The organism is [Clostridium] aminophilum DSM 10710 (assembly GCF_000711825.1).
GTDB lineage: Bacteria > Bacillota > Clostridia > Lachnospirales > Lachnospiraceae > Clostridium_R > Clostridium_R aminophilum.
In genome coordinates, this window is sequence record NZ_JONJ01000001.1 from 73,981 (window position 1) to 89,093 (window position 15,113).

Here is a 15,113-nt window from a genome sequence, read left to right on the forward strand (position 1 = left end):
ATCATTCGATTCCTTTACAAAAGAAAAAAAATTCATCCTCATCTCCGGATCTCATGAAAATTTATCCTGTTATATTTTCTTTCATCAAAAGCGACTTTGAATATAAGATGTTATTTATGATAGAATAGAATCAGAACACGATCTACCGCCCGACAAAGAGAAATGACGGAGACCGTCAGAGGAGGTTTTATGATTCTGAAACAGATATTGAAGCGACGGGATATGCTTTCCTGTCTTCTCTGCATGGATCCGCCCTGCAGCAATGCCTGTCCGGCCATGGACCCGGGCCGGGCTCTCCGCAGCGTATGGTTTGATAATGAAGACGCGGCGGCGCTGCGCCTGCCGGAAGAAAATGTATGCAAAAACTGCAGCGCCCCGTGTGAGGGAGCGTGCGTCAAACCGGGACAGGTTCCGGTTCGCTCCCTGATGAGTACCTTGATCGAAAAAGTCCGCCCGCAGGCGGAAGTTCCCCTTCCGGAGACCGAATCCCCGCTGGCCAGTGACATCTGCGGGATCCCACTGGAAAATCCGTTCCTTCTGTCATCCTCCGTCGTCGCATCGACGTATGATATGTGTGCGCGCGCATTTGAAGCCGGTTGGGCCGGGGCCTGTTTCAAGACGATCTGTTCTTTCGAAATCCATGAGGCGTCCCCTCGTTTCTCGGCGATCACCGGCGATAACGGAAGCATCATCGGATTCAAGAACATCGAACAGCTGTCCGATCACAGCGTCGCGGAAAATATGGAAATTTTCCGGCGGCTGAAGAAAAAATATCCGACCAAATTCATCCTTGCGTCGATCATGGGACAAAATGAAGCAGAGTGGGAAGAACTGGCCAGACTCTGCGAGGAGAACGGCGCCGATGCGGTAGAACTGAATTTCTCCTGCCCGAATATGCAGGACGACGGCCTCGGCTCGGACATCGGCCAGATTCCGGAACTGGTGGAGCGGTTTACGAGGGCAGCAAAGCGCGGAACAAAAATCCCTGTCCTCGCAAAGCTGACACCCAATGTGGCAGAGATGAGTTCCGCGGCGGAGGCTGCTCTGCGCGGCGGTGCGGACGGTATCGCTGCGATCAATACGATCAAGAGCATCATCGGCGTCAATCCATACACTCTCGTCTCAGCACCGGCCGTTAAAGGAAAATCCGCCGTCGGCGGCTACAGCGGCAATGCAGTGAAGCCCATCGCCCTCCGTTTTATCTCGGAGATCGGTCAGAATCCTGCGATGAAAGGAAAGCACCTCAGCGGAATGGGCGGCATCGAGACCTGGAGGGATGCGGTGGAATTTCTCCTGATGGGAGCCGGCTCCATCCAGATCACAACGGCAGTGATGCAGTACGGTTACCGGATTATCGATGATCTGAAAGACGGACTGAATTACTATCTGGCACAGATGGGAGTCCGGTCGGTAAAACATCTCATCGGTGCAGGCCTTGACAGCATCAGCGCGACGACGGACGGACTGAACCGTGACACGATTCTCTTTCCGAAATTCAACCCGGATCTCTGCATCGGCTGCGGAAGATGTGTGATCTCCTGCCGCGACGGAGGACATCAGGCAATCCGGTTTGATGACCGGAAACCGAAGCTGGACGGAACACGCTGCGTCGGCTGTCACCTCTGCATTCTCGTCTGTCCGACCGGTGCGGCCGCGCCGGCGCGGAAACGAATTGCAAAAACGCAGTAACAGGCAGGGAAGGCTGCGGAAGTATTGAGAACCGTTTTTTGCTTTCCGTTACAATTAATCCGATATCCTGTGCTGCGCAAAACGAAGCCGATTGTTCAGTGAATTTTCCATGCCAGGCGGGCAGCTGCCTTTGAACCCAAGTGCAGCTGCCCGCTTTCGATCATTCTTATTCACAGATGGTTTTACAGCATTTCCCCCTGATGTACGGTCAGAAACACCGCAATTCTCTCATACTTCCAGTTCAGATACTGCAGAAACGGTTCCGCATCCAGCCCCTTTCCGGTCAGGCGGCGGATCATTTCCGTCCTACCGAATCAGACGAAGTCCGCAAGGCGTCATCCGTTTTCCCGCTCTGCCTTCACCGTCGTAATATAGCGGTAGATCGTCGCCTGTGAACAGCCGAGCTTCTTCTCGACTGCCTGCACCGCCCCTCGAAGTTCAAAGATCCCCTTCGCATAGAGCTGCCGTACAATCTCCAGTTTCTCATCGTAATTCAACCGCTCCGGTGCGACGTTCTGCCCCTTCACCACTCTCCGGAAAATTTCATCCGCCGTTTCAGCGATATCTCCAGAAAAAATCTCCTGATCTTTACAGCCCCGGATCATAACCGAAATATTCTGATCCGCATAATCATCCGGATGGCACAGCCGGAAAACCGCTTCGGACAGTTCTTTAAAGCGGTTATCGTCAAAATCAATCGACAGAACGCCGACCGTTCTTCCCTGTTCATCCTGCAGAAAAAGATCCGAGCAGCGCAGATTCCGGCTGTTTGCCGCCAGAACCCGATGATTCAGTACCTCTCCCGATTCCCGGTCCACACCTCTCTCGAGTGCATCGGTCAGTCTCTTCGGCAACGGATCGCCTGCCCTTCGTCCGCTGATCTCACCGTTCACGATACGGCAGATTTTATCCCGATCGAATAAAACAATCTCATAATCCGGTCCAAGGACTGCTCCCAGAAAAGCCGTCATTCTTTCATACTGTCGAAGCAGTGTATTCTCCATCTCCGTCCCCCGTCATTCATCCTGCTCTCCGCAGTGTTTTTCTCATTATAAACGGTGATGCCTTCCGAGCACAAGGCAAAACGAGAATTTATTCTCACATTCTTCTTCTCGTCTTTCGTTTCGAAAATTATGCATTTTGTACACATTATGTCTCGTTAAATAATTGTCTATATTATTTCTGCACAATTATTATTGACATCGTTTTCTTATAGTGATAATTTATTCTTGTCATAAAAATTTTGGATCAAAGGAATAAATTATAATTATATCGGATCATAAGGAGGTGAAACCGAATGAAAACACCCATCTGCACAGAGAAAGCCCCCGCCGCGATCGGGCCGTACTCACAGGGGATCAAAGCCGGGAATCTGATCATCACATCCGGTCAGCTGCCGATTGACATTTCCACCGGAGCATTTCCGGAGGGAATCGAAGCGCAGACCCGACAGTCGCTGGAAAACTGTAAAGCGGTTCTGGAAAAGGCCGGAGCATCGATGAATGATGTCATCAAGACCACCGTTTTTCTCAGCGACATGAATCACTTTGCCGCAATGAACAGCGTGTATGCTTCTTTCTTTGAGGGCGACTGCCCGGCGAGAAGCGCCGTGGAAGTTGCACGTCTTCCGAAGGATGCTCTGGTCGAGATCGAGTGCATCGCCGTGACAGGATAACGCATTTCGCAGCACGATTCGCGATATTCGAATGTCTGACCGCAATCGTCAGCCCCTGTGTATGCGGGACTTAACCCCGCATACCGTACAAATCAAAAATACTGTCCGCCAGTCGCCACGCGGGCCGAAAGGCAACTGCGATGACCGGGGTATTAATACATGGCCGGCTTCTGACAATCCGTCCGGAGGCACAAAGGCCGGTCAAAACATTAATATTTGGGAGGTATTATCAATGGAATTCAAGTTAAACATCGAAGCACCGAAGTCCTGGACACATGTCGTTCGCGAGGTTCCGCACGTTACTGCGGATCAGAGACGAAGAGCCCTGCAGGCAACGCACTACAATGAGTTCGCATTTCCGGCAGGAATGCTCTATGTGGACTGTCTCTCCGATTCCGGCACCACGTCCATGACGGACACGCAGTGGGCTGCCATGTTCCTTGCCGACGAATCCTACGGCCGCAACAAGGGCTATTATGTTCTCCTCGACGCATTCCGTGATCTCTGGGAGCGCGGAGACAATCAGGTTCGTCTGATCAATTACATGAAGGAAGGCATCGACCGCGACGATGTGGAGAAAATGATGAACGACGTCTACCTGAAGGATTACGAGGGCGGATTCATCAACGGCGGACAGTTCCAGCTGTCCAGACCGAACACCTTCATCGTTCCCCAGGGACGCTGCGCCGAGTCACTCCTCTTCGATGTTCTGAAACCGCTCTTTGCGAGAAGATGGCCGGGCAAAGTCTTCACGATCCCGTCCAATGCGCATTTCGACACGACCGAGGGCAACATCAAGCAGATGGGCAATGTGCCGCGCAATCTCTTCCACAAGGAGATCCTCTTTGAGGTCCCGGAAAGCGGACATTATGACGTGAACCCGTTCAAGGGCGATATGGATATCGATAAGCTGAACCAGCTCCTCGACGCCGTCGGTGTGGAAAATGTTCCGCTCATCTATACGACCGTCACCAACAACTCCGTCTGCGGTCAGGCCGTTTCCATGAAGAATATGCGGGAAGTATCCGCCATTGCACACAAGTACGGCATTCCGTATGTGATGGACGGCGCAAGATGGGCAGAGAACTGCTACTTCATCAAGATGAACGAGCCGGGATATGCGGACAAATCCATTGCCGAGATCGCAAAGGAAATGTTCTCGCTGTTTGATGTGGTTTCCGCTTCTCTTAAGAAGAACGGCCATGCGAACATGGGCGGTCTCCTCGCGTTCCGCGACAAGGGACTCTTCTGGCAGAAATTCTCCGAGTTCAACGAGGACGGAACCGTCAAGGTGGACATCGGCCATCTTCTCAAGGTCCGCCAGATCTCCGCATACGGCAACGACTCCTACGGCGGCATGTCCGGACACGATATCATGGCCCTCTGCCAGGGACTCTATGAGGAGGCGAGATTCGACTATCAGGATGAGCGTGTAAAACAGTGCCAGTATCTGGCCGACGGCCTCACCCGAAACGGTGTTCCGGTCGTTCAGCCGGCCGGCGGACACGGCGTCTATGTCGATGTTGACCGGTTCTTTGATTACAAGCGCAATCATGAGAGCTTTGCCGGACAGGCCCTCTCTCTCGAGATGGTTCACCGTTACGGCATCCGTTGTTCCGAGCTGGGCGATTTCTCGATGGAATACGACCTGAAGACGCCGGAGCAGCAGAAGGAAGTCTGCAACGTGGTTCGTCTGGCCATCAACCGCTCCCAGTTCAGCAAGCAGCATATGGATTACATCATTGCCGCGCTGACACAGCTCTACAAAGACCGCGATACCATTCCGAATCTGAAGATCACCTTCGGTCACAGCCTGCCGATGCGTCATTTCCACGCATGGCTTGAGCCGTATGCACCGACGGAAGAAGAAATGACGGATAAATCCAATTACAGCTACTGGAAGACCTGGACACCGGATCAGTTCTGATGCTCTGATTGTCCGGATCAGTTCCGCTCCGGATAACCCGGATCGGAGCGGATCATGTCATCCGGAAGCGGATCATTTCGGAGACTGTCCGTCGCGGAAAGCGCGAAGACAGTCTCCTTTTTTACGCGAACAACGAGCCAAAGCCCGCGACTGTGCGGGCCACGGCGGCTGCTATATTTTTTGTACCTTGACATAATACTGACACAGTAATTACAGCTTGAATAAGGAAGTGCTTTAAGTGACCACTCATTACATATTGACACCACCGGAGTAAATATCTCCGGAGAGTAGGGGGATTTGTATGGTTGAAGCAAAAGTTCAGCCGAAGAAAAAAGCCGACGGATTTGATTCGAGAATCGGATTTATCCTGGCATGTGTTGGTTCTGCAGTAGGTATGGGAAATCTCTGGAGATTCCCCGTACTGGTCTCCGCCTGGGGCGGAATGACATTCCTGATTCCGTATTTCATTTTTGTAATTATCGTTGCCCGTCTCGGCGTAACGGAAGAGATCGCTCTCGGCCGCAGTACCGGAAAGGGCCCCATCGGCGCCTTCGGAAAAGCAACCGAACATGCCGGCAAGGGGGCAAAACTCGGTGAGAACATCGGCATTATCCCGTGTATCGGATCGCTTGCTCTGGCGATCGGATATTCCTGCGTCGTCGGATGGATTTTCAAGTATGTATATCTCGCATTTACCGGTCAGCTCTTTGCGATGGGAACCGACATGGAGCAAATCGGCGGAATGTTCGGAGGCACGGCAAGCGCCTTCGGAAACAATCTGTGGATTGTCATCGCGCTGACGGTCAATTTTGCCATTATGGCACTCGGCGTTGCAGGCGGTATCGAAAAAGCGAATAAAATCATGATGCCGCTGCTCTTTATCATGCTGATCGGTCTGGCCGTTTACGTCGGCGTTCAGCCGGGCGCATCCGACGGTTTCCGCTACATCTTCACGGTCAACCCGGCAGGCCTTATGGATCCGAAGCTCTGGATCTTCGCCTTCGGCCAGGCATTTTTCTCGCTCTCGATTGCCGGCAACGGAACCGTCATCTACGGTTCTTATCTCGGAAAGCACGAAGACGTGCCGGCTTCCGCGATCAACATCGGGATCTTCGATACCATGGCGGCGCTCCTTGCCGCGTTCCTGATCATCCCGGCGATGGCTACCTGCGGCGAAGAGCTCAGTGCAGGCGGTCCCGGCCTGATGTTCATCTATCTGCTGAACGTCATGAACCGGATGCCGGGCGGCATGATCGTCGGCATCGTCTTCTATGTCTGCGTTATGTTTGCCGGGCTCAGTTCTCTGGTCAACCTCTATGAGGCTCCGGTTGCAACCCTGCAGCAGCAATTCGGCATGAAGCGTTTGACCGCTGTCGGCACCATCGCCGCAGTCGGAATCGGTGTCTCCATCATGATTCAGGGTATCGTCTCTGAATGGATGGATGCCGTTTCAATCTACATTTGCCCATTGGGTGCTCTCCTCGCCGGCGTCATGTTCTTCTGGGTATTCGGCAAAAAATATGCCCTCGAAGCCGCCAATGAAGGAGCAAAGAAACCGCTTGGTGATACCTGGTACATCGCCGGGAAATATCTCCTCTGCGGACTTGCTCTGACGGCTCTGGTAGCCGGCGCAATCCTCGGAGGTATCGGTTAAATTATTCATCAGGCCGAACAGCCCCTCCCGTTTTCCGGACGGGAGAGGCTGTTCTCGTTTCTGCAAATCACTATTGCAATTTCATAAAGGGTAGTTTAACGTTATTCCTCTTCTTACACCTGATGCGGGCAGCCGGTTTACGCTTCCGCCTTTCTCATGCCGGCATCTCCGGCAGAACGGCCGGAAGAAAGCTTTGTGCCCGGAACCCACCATTTTGCCGCATAGGCAATAATCCACATGACGATCAGGATTGCCCAGGCGATTCCGCAGGAAGCCCAGCCGCCAACCAGATCGCCCATGGTGAACATCAGCATCGGCGGAATGATCTGAAGTCCGATGATGATCGGACGGTTGAATACATCCGCGATACCGGAGTCCTCAATTCCACGGCTCTTGAGATCCGGGTCCACCACTCTCTGAAGGAGAACGCCCGTCGCTGCAACGCCGGTTGCGTGTCCCCATACCATCATGTTGCGCTCAAACCAGTCTTTGTTTCCGCACTTGGAGCCGACTACAAAGAACCATAACCAGTTAATGAAGAAGCCCAGTGCACAGATAATAATCAGCGGCACCGCATAGCTCATAACAACCGAGGTGTTCATGGATCCGATACCGGAGATCATCAGGAAATCGGTGCAGGTACCCTGAATTCTCTGGATGCTCGGACGATCGACGTATTCCTGAACGCCGGTTTTGTTGAGGATCATGTTCATGATCAGGGCAACGATCAGCGACAGACAGAATGCCGGGATCTCGATGGACATTCCAAAGCTGCTCTTGGAGAACTTCTTGAACAATTCGCAGAGCTCATATCCCGCGAAAGAACAGAGGAGAACAAGACCGAGATGGAAGCCGAGCTGATCGAGACAGATGTTGTTGATGGTGCTCTTTCCTGCGGAAGCCTGCTCATTCTTCGGGATCAGGCCGGTGCGCATGCTTAACGGAAGTTCCTTCGGGTCATCCACGTAGCGTGTGTGTCCTGCGCGGGTGCCCCAGTTGATCAGAATCATTCCGGTAAGAATACCGCCGACGATACCGATGGTTGCACAGGTATTGCCGAGATCTGTCATGTTCATGATGCCGAGGTTTTCAAGGTTTGCGCCAACCGAAGCCGCTGTTCCGTGTCCGCCGTAGAATCCGGTTGCCATCATCAGTCCGAACGCGGAGCTCATCGCCGGGTAGAAATGCTGCAGAACAAGCAGTGTCACGGTAAGACCCGCCGCATACTGCAGAACCGCAATACCAGTAATATTGAAAAACATTCCTCCGGTCTCCCTGCTGAGTCCTTTTCCTGCCCCGCCCTTATCGCCAAGCGGTGTCGCTGCGAATACCAGAACGATCAGGACGCTGGCATACGTTCCGAATGAACCGGATAACGGAAGTACACCCCAGCCGAACGGGCTCTTCGGCCCGAAGAACAGTGCGAGAAATCCTGCGATTACTGCCGGCGGAATCAGAAGTTTCTGCAATATCCTGAGATTCGCGCGAAGCATTTCACCGATCAGAAGCAATCCACCCATGACTGCGATATCGATCATTACCTGCCATATGGCATCTTTCATCGTTAGTTCCATACCTTTTCCCCTCCGTTTTATTTACATCGCGTAATACGGCAGCTGTTCTTCAAAATGTGTTCCGGCGTTCCGGTACCATGCCGTCACATGATGAATGGCATCCTTCGCCTTCGCTTTCGCCGCGGCATCGGAATTGAATCCCTGATGCGGCTGCACATAAATGTTGCCGGTTCTCGCCTCGGCAATATCGATCAGATACTTTCCGGCTAAAACATCCGGATTGTTCGAGTAGATTTTGTGGCGGATGAACTGTGTGAATTCATCCTCATGGGAGAAGACATCCGTTCCGAATCCGGAGAGATGACCTTCCTCATACAGCTTTAAGATTGCACTCTCCGGTGCGATCTCTCCTCTGGTAACATTGACGAAGATCAGGCCCTTTTTGCAGCTTCGAAGGTATTCCTCGGAGAAATATCCGACATTGTAGAACCGGCTTTCCGGAATCCTGGTCAGGTTCATCGAGTTGATGATGATATCGCTGTTTTCCGCCGCCTGTTCTTTGGAGACAAAATGAACCGTGTGTCCGTAAAGTTCATCCAGTTCCTTCTCTCGGATATCCACCGCCTGAACGGTCAGTCCGTTCGCCCGGAGCAGGTCATAAATATGTTTTCCGATCTTACCTACTCCGAATACGGTTGCCACGCGCTCCTCATTCAGCTCGATGAACGAATCCGCTTTCATCCGCTCAAAGGTTGCCGCGTTAAGCGTATACTCATTCAGGCATCCGGCCGTGTCATACAGAAGTTTCATCGCGGTCTGTGCCACTGCATTGACGCAGTATTCGCGAAGCGATGCGACATTGGCCACGTCTTCCAGATCCTCCACGTGATCGTAGCCGGCACTTCGGGTGATGATGCTCTTCTTCGCCCCCCGCAGGTACTCCTCCGGAACCTTGGAGTGGGTCTTGATGGAAATGATGTCCGGCAGCTCGGTATCCGGGTGTTCCTGCATGAATTCCTGAAGAGTCTCATCGGTAACCAGTGATGTGAATTCTTTCGGAAGCAGTCCGTCGCGAATCGCCTGAGCAGTCTCATCTTTCAGGTGTTCGTACTCCGCTCCTAATGCCTCAAAATGAATAATGTTGTATTTCTTTCCCATATTCTTTCCCTCCTGATTCTCTGGGATCCTCCTTCCCGTCCAAAGCAAATCAGTTATCCGTTCCACGATACGTATCGTCCTCTGTGTTTTGCTATTTATTATTTAGCACACTAAAGTATCAGGAATCCTGCACATTGAGCGCTAAAAATTGATTTATCTTGCCGTTTGGTATTATCTTGTAATTTGTCTGTCTATTTCAGTTAAATGTTATGTTTTCTATGGTTTTGATTCATAAGGTGACCTTTCCTGCTGCCGAAATCCATCGATTCTTCCGGTTCTGCCCGCACCGAACGGTAAAATCAGGAAGGCCAAACTGAAAAATTGATTTTTCCTGCATATCTTGCGAATTAATTGATCATTTTTTTACTTTTTGAGGAATCTCTTGAACCGCGTCAAAAAACGATTACACTTAATAGAAAAGACACTGATTCATGTTATTGTTCTGTTATTTTTTAGAGGTTCTTTCCCGGATTTCCTGTCCGGGCTTCATTGGCAGCTCCGATACGGTCCCGGATTCTCCGGCCCGTGCCGGATTCCGGAGGAGAAAATATGCAGACTTATGAATATGAAATCCACATCAGCAGAAACAACACCTATTCCATGGACCTTCCGCATTTCCATGAAGAAATCGAGATCATGCTCTGTACGTCCGGGGAGGGCGTCTTCTTCATTGAGCCCAACACTTACCCCCTGCACCGCGGGCAGCTCTTTCTGATCAGTTCTTCCACCCTTCACCGCAGTGTGGCCAATGATGAATACCGCTGTATGGTATTCCACATTCTTCCGTCTGTTCTGGAAAATATCTCCTCTCCGCAAAGCGATTTCTTCCGGGACAGTAAATATTCCGGCCTGATCGCCACCCTGTCGGAAGAGGAAACCGCTGAGATGTCCGGTCAGATTGCCGCTCTCAGCCGGGATTTCGGCGACGGTTTCGGTGCGGACATCCGCCAGATGATCGCCCTCTACCAGTTTCTTCTGTCGTTTCATGAAAAGAAGTCGCACCTGTCGCCCGCGGCAGAGGACGATGACAGCGTTCATTTCCACTCCGGCCACATCGGCACGGTCAGCATCAATAAAGTCATCGCGTACATTCAGGACCATCTGGCCGAGCCAATGTCTCTTCAGAGCGTCTCGTCCGACCTGTTCATGAGCAAGTATTATCTGTCCCACAATTTTAAAAAGGCAACCGGCTTCAGCGTCATGGAATACGTGATCTACTGCCGGATCCTGCGCGCAAGGTCACTTTTGCGCGCCGGAATGAGCGTCCAGACCGTGGGGGAAGCCGTCGGCTTTGCCAGCAACGAACATTTCATCCGGACGTTTAAAAAGATCACCCATATCACGCCAAAGCAGTATGCGATCCACTACCGCCGCGTCAATCAGGAGCATTCCCGGGATCTGCTGGTCATCGAGGGAAGAAACGGGCGGATCCAGCGAAAGACACCGTCATAAAGAAATAAAAAAGCAAAAAGATGCTGCTGCATCCGGCAGTTCCCCGCCGGATGCAGCAGCATCTTTGCTGTCTGAACTTTATACTGTTTTCTCTTCAGAAACTTCGGAAAGCGCCATTTCGGCGACGCCGCAGCCGCTCTCCCGCAGCCGACCCCCGTCGGTTGTTGCGCGCCGGGGGGGCTCTGGCCTTGTGTTCGTATCGTGTTACCGGCCGGATCACTTGTACCGCCGGATCTCGTCCTCAATAACCTCAAATCCTTTATCCGGAGTCCTGGTCACACCGTCTCCGTAGATGGTCTTCCAGTCGTCTTTCATGGAAACCGGAATCCAGTGGAACTCTTCACAGAGCGCTCTCATCTTATCGGCTTTCTCAACATTTCCGTACTCTCTCTCCGTATCGTCGCAGCAGAGCATAAATGCCAGACTCTTATACGGATTCTTTGTGATCGTGTACTCCGCCATGCTGGAGTCGCCGGTACTGTTGCCAAACGAGAGAACCGGCTGTTTTCCGATCTCCTGCGCGATGACCGCAACTTTATTCATCTTCAGATTCTTAATGATGAACTCTCCGCCGAGGATGAGATCATCACGGTCAGTATAGACATAGTGAAGACCGTCCTTGTCTTCCTGGCCGCGGGCAACCAGCGTTTCATCCGAACCGATCACGTGCTCCGCCGGAATGTGGATCAGGTCATTGTCCTCCACAAGCCCCCGGACAATCAGACGGTCTGTTCCGCTGACGATGTAGGAAGTAAAGCCATTCGCCTCCAGATACTCCAGAACTTCCATCATCGGACGGTAGAATGACTCGCCTCTGGTCATCCCGCTGTAGCCCGGCGCCGGCTGGTTCCGGTAGTTTCTCACATAATCCACAAATTCACGGATCGTCATGCCGGCAAATGATGAAGCGATTGCTTTTCCGTGATCGATATCCATGGTTGACGGATATTTTCCGTCCTGAATCCACTGGAGGATCTGCACCGCAACCTCTTTCTCCGTATCCGTCGCCTTATCCTTATACTCCGGATCTTCGAGAACACGCTGCAGAAGCAGACTGTGGTCAAAATAAATCGGATTCGTCTCACTGCAGAGCGTGCCGTCGAGGTCAAAGACCGCGATACGGTTTTCTACCGGGATAAAGTCCGGGCTTCCCTCTCTTGTGACCGTTTCCACATAATCGGTCAGCTGTTTTGCCGGTTCCGCGTTCTCCGTCCAAAGCGACAGCTGCTTTGCGATGTCTTTGTTCTCATCCGCCGCAGCTATCCCTCCGTCTGCCGCAGTCGTCTCCGCAGAGTCTGCGGCTTTCGCGGTCTCCGTTCCGGCTGCTGCCGACTGCTCGGCTGCCGCCTGCTGCACCGCCGCCTGCTGCGCCGCTCCCTCCTGTTGTTTTTTGCTCATTGTCCCCATCAGGAAAAAGCTCTCGATCAAAAGAATGCAGATCGCCGCGATCGCGACGGCTTTCCATGTTTTTGTACTCTTATGTTCTTGCATAGGTTCCTCTCTTCTTTCGGCCGGACGGCATTCTCGGGACACCGTCCGGCCCGGTATACCGTCGGATGACGGGTTCCGGAAAACTTGCTCAGGCCGCTTTCTTCTGTGCAGCAGTTTCCGCCGGCTCCGCAGAAGTTTCCGCGGTCTTACTCGTTTCGTTCTTCGAATCCGCATTGATATACTTGTAAATGTATTCGTTCGCGAGATCCTCAATTCTTCCGTTCTTATTTTCCTTATCCAGGAACTCGTTGACATAGTAGGTCAGTTTCTCGTATCCCTTCGGAAGCAGAATACCGATCTCACCTCTGGTGAACGGTTTGTGGATCAGCGGTGCGGCAAGCCGGCTGTCCTGTCCGACATAGTATCCGGCCTCCGCGATCTCGGTGATCATGACGTCAGCTTTTCCTTCCGCGATCAGTCCCGGAATCTCCTCATTGACCTCGTGAATGATCAGTTTTGCCTTCGGAAGATTTTCCTTCGCGAATTTCTCATTCAGTCCGCCCGGATTCTCCATCACGGTCACACCCGGCTGGTTGATCGCCTCAAGGCTGGTGTATTTCTCCGCATCTTCCGCCCGGCAAAGCACCGTCTTTCCGTTTCCGATGTAGCCCTTCGACATCAGCGCTTTCTCTTTCCGATCATCGTTCACGGTGATGCCGCAGATCGCCAGATCAAATTTTCCGGCCAGCGTGTCCTCCATCAGCGTCGGCCAGGTGGTCGGCACGTACTCGATCTTCACACCGAGATCCTTCGCAAAATCTCCGATCAGATCCACGTCCATGCCCCAGTATTTTCCGGTCTTCGCATCTTTAAAGGACATCGGCTTGTAATCTCCGGTCATTCCAACCTTCAGGACACCTCTTTTTCGGATCTCCTCCGGTCCGGTTCCGCTGAGATGCGCTTCCTCCGCCTTCTTCAGCCAGGCAGTGCTGACGGTCGGAACCGATTCGCTCGATACCGGGAAAGTAAAATACGTATCCGGGTATGGCTCATTTTCCAGAGTGAAATGCCACCACTCTTCCGCAAGCGGCTTAAATCCGTGATTCAGCATCGCCTCGCGGAGAATCATGCGGTTTTCATACTGCTTCGCGGTGATCTCTTTGTAATCCGGGTGGCTGAGTTCTCCGAAGAAATCAAAGGTTCCGCCCATGTCGACTTCCTTCTCGGTCTTCATGTCAAAGAGCGTCAGATCGACGGTGCTTCCTCTGCTGTGGCCGGAGTGCCTGTCGATATATCCCTGCGGGAACAGCACACTCTTATCGAGATCCGGATAGAAGAAGCTCTTCATCCGGGTATCTTTTTCCTCCATCGACCAGTTCACAAAATTCGTGACCGCTTTCTGCGGACGGTACGCATCATAAATCTTCAGGCGGTAGCCCTTCTTTACCAGCTCATCGCTGACTTCGCGCAGGGCAAATGCCGCTTCCTTGGTCAGGAAAGCCAGCGGTTCTTCGTATCCGTCAACCCGGTCACCGATGAAATTATAGGTGGAATAATAGCGGATCTCCAGAATCGCATCCGGGATCACATCACTCAGAAGAACGAAATCCGAGGAATCGCCCGACAGTTTCACATCGCTCTTGGCCACTTCCGGATCCGATTTTTCCATCAGATGATCTCTGGTGTCAATGATGACGGTGCAGTCCGGTTTCACCCTCTGCATGATGGTCTTCATCGTGTATTCCGGAACCGCAACGCAGCCGCCGGTATACGGGTTCTCCGGTCCGAAGCTGTGCAGGAAGATCGCCGATCCTCTGCCCGGTGTTCCGTCCTCATTGAAACTGATATTCAGGCAATACTGATACTGGTACTGATAGTCAACGATATGCTCGCTGTTCTCCTTGTCCAGATCCGGATAGTCCTTGATGTCCACCATCTCGTTGTACTTCATGCCGTCCCGCATATCTCCGGACCAGTACGTGTCATCGTCGGCCTTCTGATACGGGATCGCACAGCCCGGATCATCGGCGATGCCGAATGCCCGGTTGAATGTGTACCGTCCCATCGGCGTCTGACCGCAGCCCTCCATGTGTTCTTCATCCGGGCAGAGGCCGTTCCGGCCGACAAAGCCCGGCGTCGAGAGAATCTGTTTCCACTCACCGTTTTCGTTCTTTTCATGCATGGAAATGGCCGCGGTTGTCTTGTTCACGCCCATCCCCGCCACAATAAAGAGCTGCGAAGCATCCTCCTCTTTGGCCTCATCCAGATTTTTCACCCAATCCGGGGAATCCGTCTCCCCCTGCGAGGTCACAAACATGTCGCCGCCACCGGCATCTTTTGTCTCTTTTGCTGCGGCTGTCGTGGCAGATGCGCTGTTTCCCGCCTGACCGCAAGAGCTCATGGCGGCAAGCGCTGTGGCCATCAGGAGCGCCGCAATACCTTTCATTCTTTTTCTCATCCTGCAGTTACCTCCCCATCATTGATATTCAGTTCGTTACTGTCTATTTCGATCATAAACCGCAATTTTCTGAATTCATATTCTAATTATATTATATTTCAGCCATCAATAATATACTTTATTTGTCAAAAAACCTTTACCACCATATTTTTTTG

Annotated in this window: 10 protein-coding genes; 5 read left to right on the plus strand and 5 right to left on the minus strand. The window is 52.3% G+C overall.

From position 1 onward, the window contains the following. Positions 1-189 precede the first annotated feature (189 nt). Positions 190-1,689 carry an NAD-dependent dihydropyrimidine dehydrogenase subunit PreA gene (preA, locus tag BR86_RS0100370; protein ID WP_031471046.1) on the plus strand — a complete coding sequence of 500 codons (1,500 nt, stop codon included), beginning with the start codon at positions 190-192 and terminating at the stop codon, positions 1,687-1,689. Between the two features lie 335 nt (positions 1,690-2,024). Here preA and BR86_RS0100380 read toward each other — a convergent pair whose 3' ends face one another. Then, positions 2,025-2,693 carry a helix-turn-helix transcriptional regulator gene (locus tag BR86_RS0100380; protein WP_031471047.1) on the minus strand — a complete coding sequence of 223 codons (669 nt, stop codon included), beginning with the start codon at positions 2,691-2,693 and terminating at the stop codon, positions 2,025-2,027. A 293-nt stretch (positions 2,694-2,986) separates the two neighbouring features. On the opposite strand from BR86_RS0100380, the gene BR86_RS0100385 reads away from it, so the two are divergent. The 3 genes from BR86_RS0100385 to BR86_RS0100395 all read left to right on the plus strand — a co-directional run bounded on the left by BR86_RS0100385 (position 2,987) and on the right by BR86_RS0100395 (position 6,945). After that, positions 2,987-3,364, plus strand: coding sequence for a RidA family protein (locus tag BR86_RS0100385; RefSeq protein WP_031471048.1), 378 nt, complete (start codon positions 2,987-2,989; stop codon positions 3,362-3,364). Between the two features lie 232 nt (positions 3,365-3,596). Further along, positions 3,597-5,291 carry a tryptophanase gene (locus BR86_RS0100390; protein ID WP_031471049.1) on the plus strand — a complete coding sequence of 565 codons (1,695 nt, stop codon included), beginning with the start codon at positions 3,597-3,599 and terminating at the stop codon, positions 5,289-5,291. A gap of 301 nt (positions 5,292-5,592) precedes the next feature. Then, positions 5,593-6,945, plus strand: coding sequence for a sodium-dependent transporter (locus tag BR86_RS0100395; protein ID WP_031471050.1), 1,353 nt, complete (start codon positions 5,593-5,595; stop codon positions 6,943-6,945). Between the two features lie 137 nt (positions 6,946-7,082). Here the strand turns inward: BR86_RS0100395 and BR86_RS0100400 are convergent, their stop codons facing one another. After that, positions 7,083-8,519, minus strand: coding sequence for a sodium/glutamate symporter (locus tag BR86_RS0100400; protein WP_051684481.1), 1,437 nt, complete (start codon positions 8,517-8,519; stop codon positions 7,083-7,085). 21 nt (positions 8,520-8,540) lie between these two features. Beyond that, entirely contained in the window at positions 8,541-9,617 is a 1,077-nt protein-coding gene (locus tag BR86_RS0100405; RefSeq protein WP_031471052.1) for an NAD(P)-dependent oxidoreductase, read from the minus strand. A gap of 549 nt (positions 9,618-10,166) precedes the next feature. Between BR86_RS0100405 and BR86_RS0100415 the strand changes: the two genes are divergently transcribed. Further along, positions 10,167-11,069: an AraC family transcriptional regulator gene (locus BR86_RS0100415; RefSeq protein ID WP_031471053.1), complete on the plus strand. Its 903-nt coding sequence runs from the start codon at positions 10,167-10,169 to the stop codon at positions 11,067-11,069. 216 nt (positions 11,070-11,285) lie between these two features. On the opposite strand, the gene BR86_RS0100420 is transcribed toward BR86_RS0100415, so the two are convergent. Both BR86_RS0100420 and BR86_RS15465 read right to left on the minus strand, forming a co-directional pair. Then, the gene (locus BR86_RS0100420; protein ID WP_051684482.1) at positions 11,286-12,560 is read right to left on the minus strand and encodes a haloacid dehalogenase-like hydrolase; all 1,275 of its coding nucleotides are present in this window, start codon (positions 12,558-12,560) and stop codon (positions 11,286-11,288) included. A gap of 88 nt (positions 12,561-12,648) precedes the next feature. Continuing rightward, on the minus strand, positions 12,649-14,958 hold the full coding sequence (locus tag BR86_RS15465) for a M15 family metallopeptidase (protein ID WP_075034379.1): 2,310 nt from the start codon (positions 14,956-14,958) through the stop codon (positions 12,649-12,651). Between the last annotated feature and the right edge of the window lie 155 nt (positions 14,959-15,113).

What these genes read in the sequence shown, in the direction of transcription:
- preA (WP_031471046.1), top strand. Translation starts at nt 190, where the DNA reads ATGATTCTGAAACAGATATTGAAGCGACGGGATATGCTTTCCTGTCTT.
- BR86_RS0100380 (WP_031471047.1), bottom strand. Translation starts at nt 2,693, where the DNA reads ATGGAGAATACACTGCTTCGACAGTATGAAAGAATGACGGCTTTTCTG.
- BR86_RS0100385 (WP_031471048.1), top strand. Translation starts at nt 2,987, where the DNA reads ATGAAAACACCCATCTGCACAGAGAAAGCCCCCGCCGCGATCGGGCCG.
- BR86_RS0100390 (WP_031471049.1), top strand. Translation starts at nt 3,597, where the DNA reads ATGGAATTCAAGTTAAACATCGAAGCACCGAAGTCCTGGACACATGTC.
- BR86_RS0100395 (WP_031471050.1), top strand. Translation starts at nt 5,593, where the DNA reads ATGGTTGAAGCAAAAGTTCAGCCGAAGAAAAAAGCCGACGGATTTGAT.
- BR86_RS0100400 (WP_051684481.1), bottom strand. Translation starts at nt 8,519, where the DNA reads ATGGAACTAACGATGAAAGATGCCATATGGCAGGTAATGATCGATATC.
- BR86_RS0100405 (WP_031471052.1), bottom strand. Translation starts at nt 9,617, where the DNA reads ATGGGAAAGAAATACAACATTATTCATTTTGAGGCATTAGGAGCGGAG.
- BR86_RS0100415 (WP_031471053.1), top strand. Translation starts at nt 10,167, where the DNA reads ATGCAGACTTATGAATATGAAATCCACATCAGCAGAAACAACACCTAT.
- BR86_RS0100420 (WP_051684482.1), bottom strand. Translation starts at nt 12,560, where the DNA reads ATGCAAGAACATAAGAGTACAAAAACATGGAAAGCCGTCGCGATCGCG.
- BR86_RS15465 (WP_075034379.1), bottom strand. Translation starts at nt 14,958, where the DNA reads ATGAGAAAAAGAATGAAAGGTATTGCGGCGCTCCTGATGGCCACAGCG.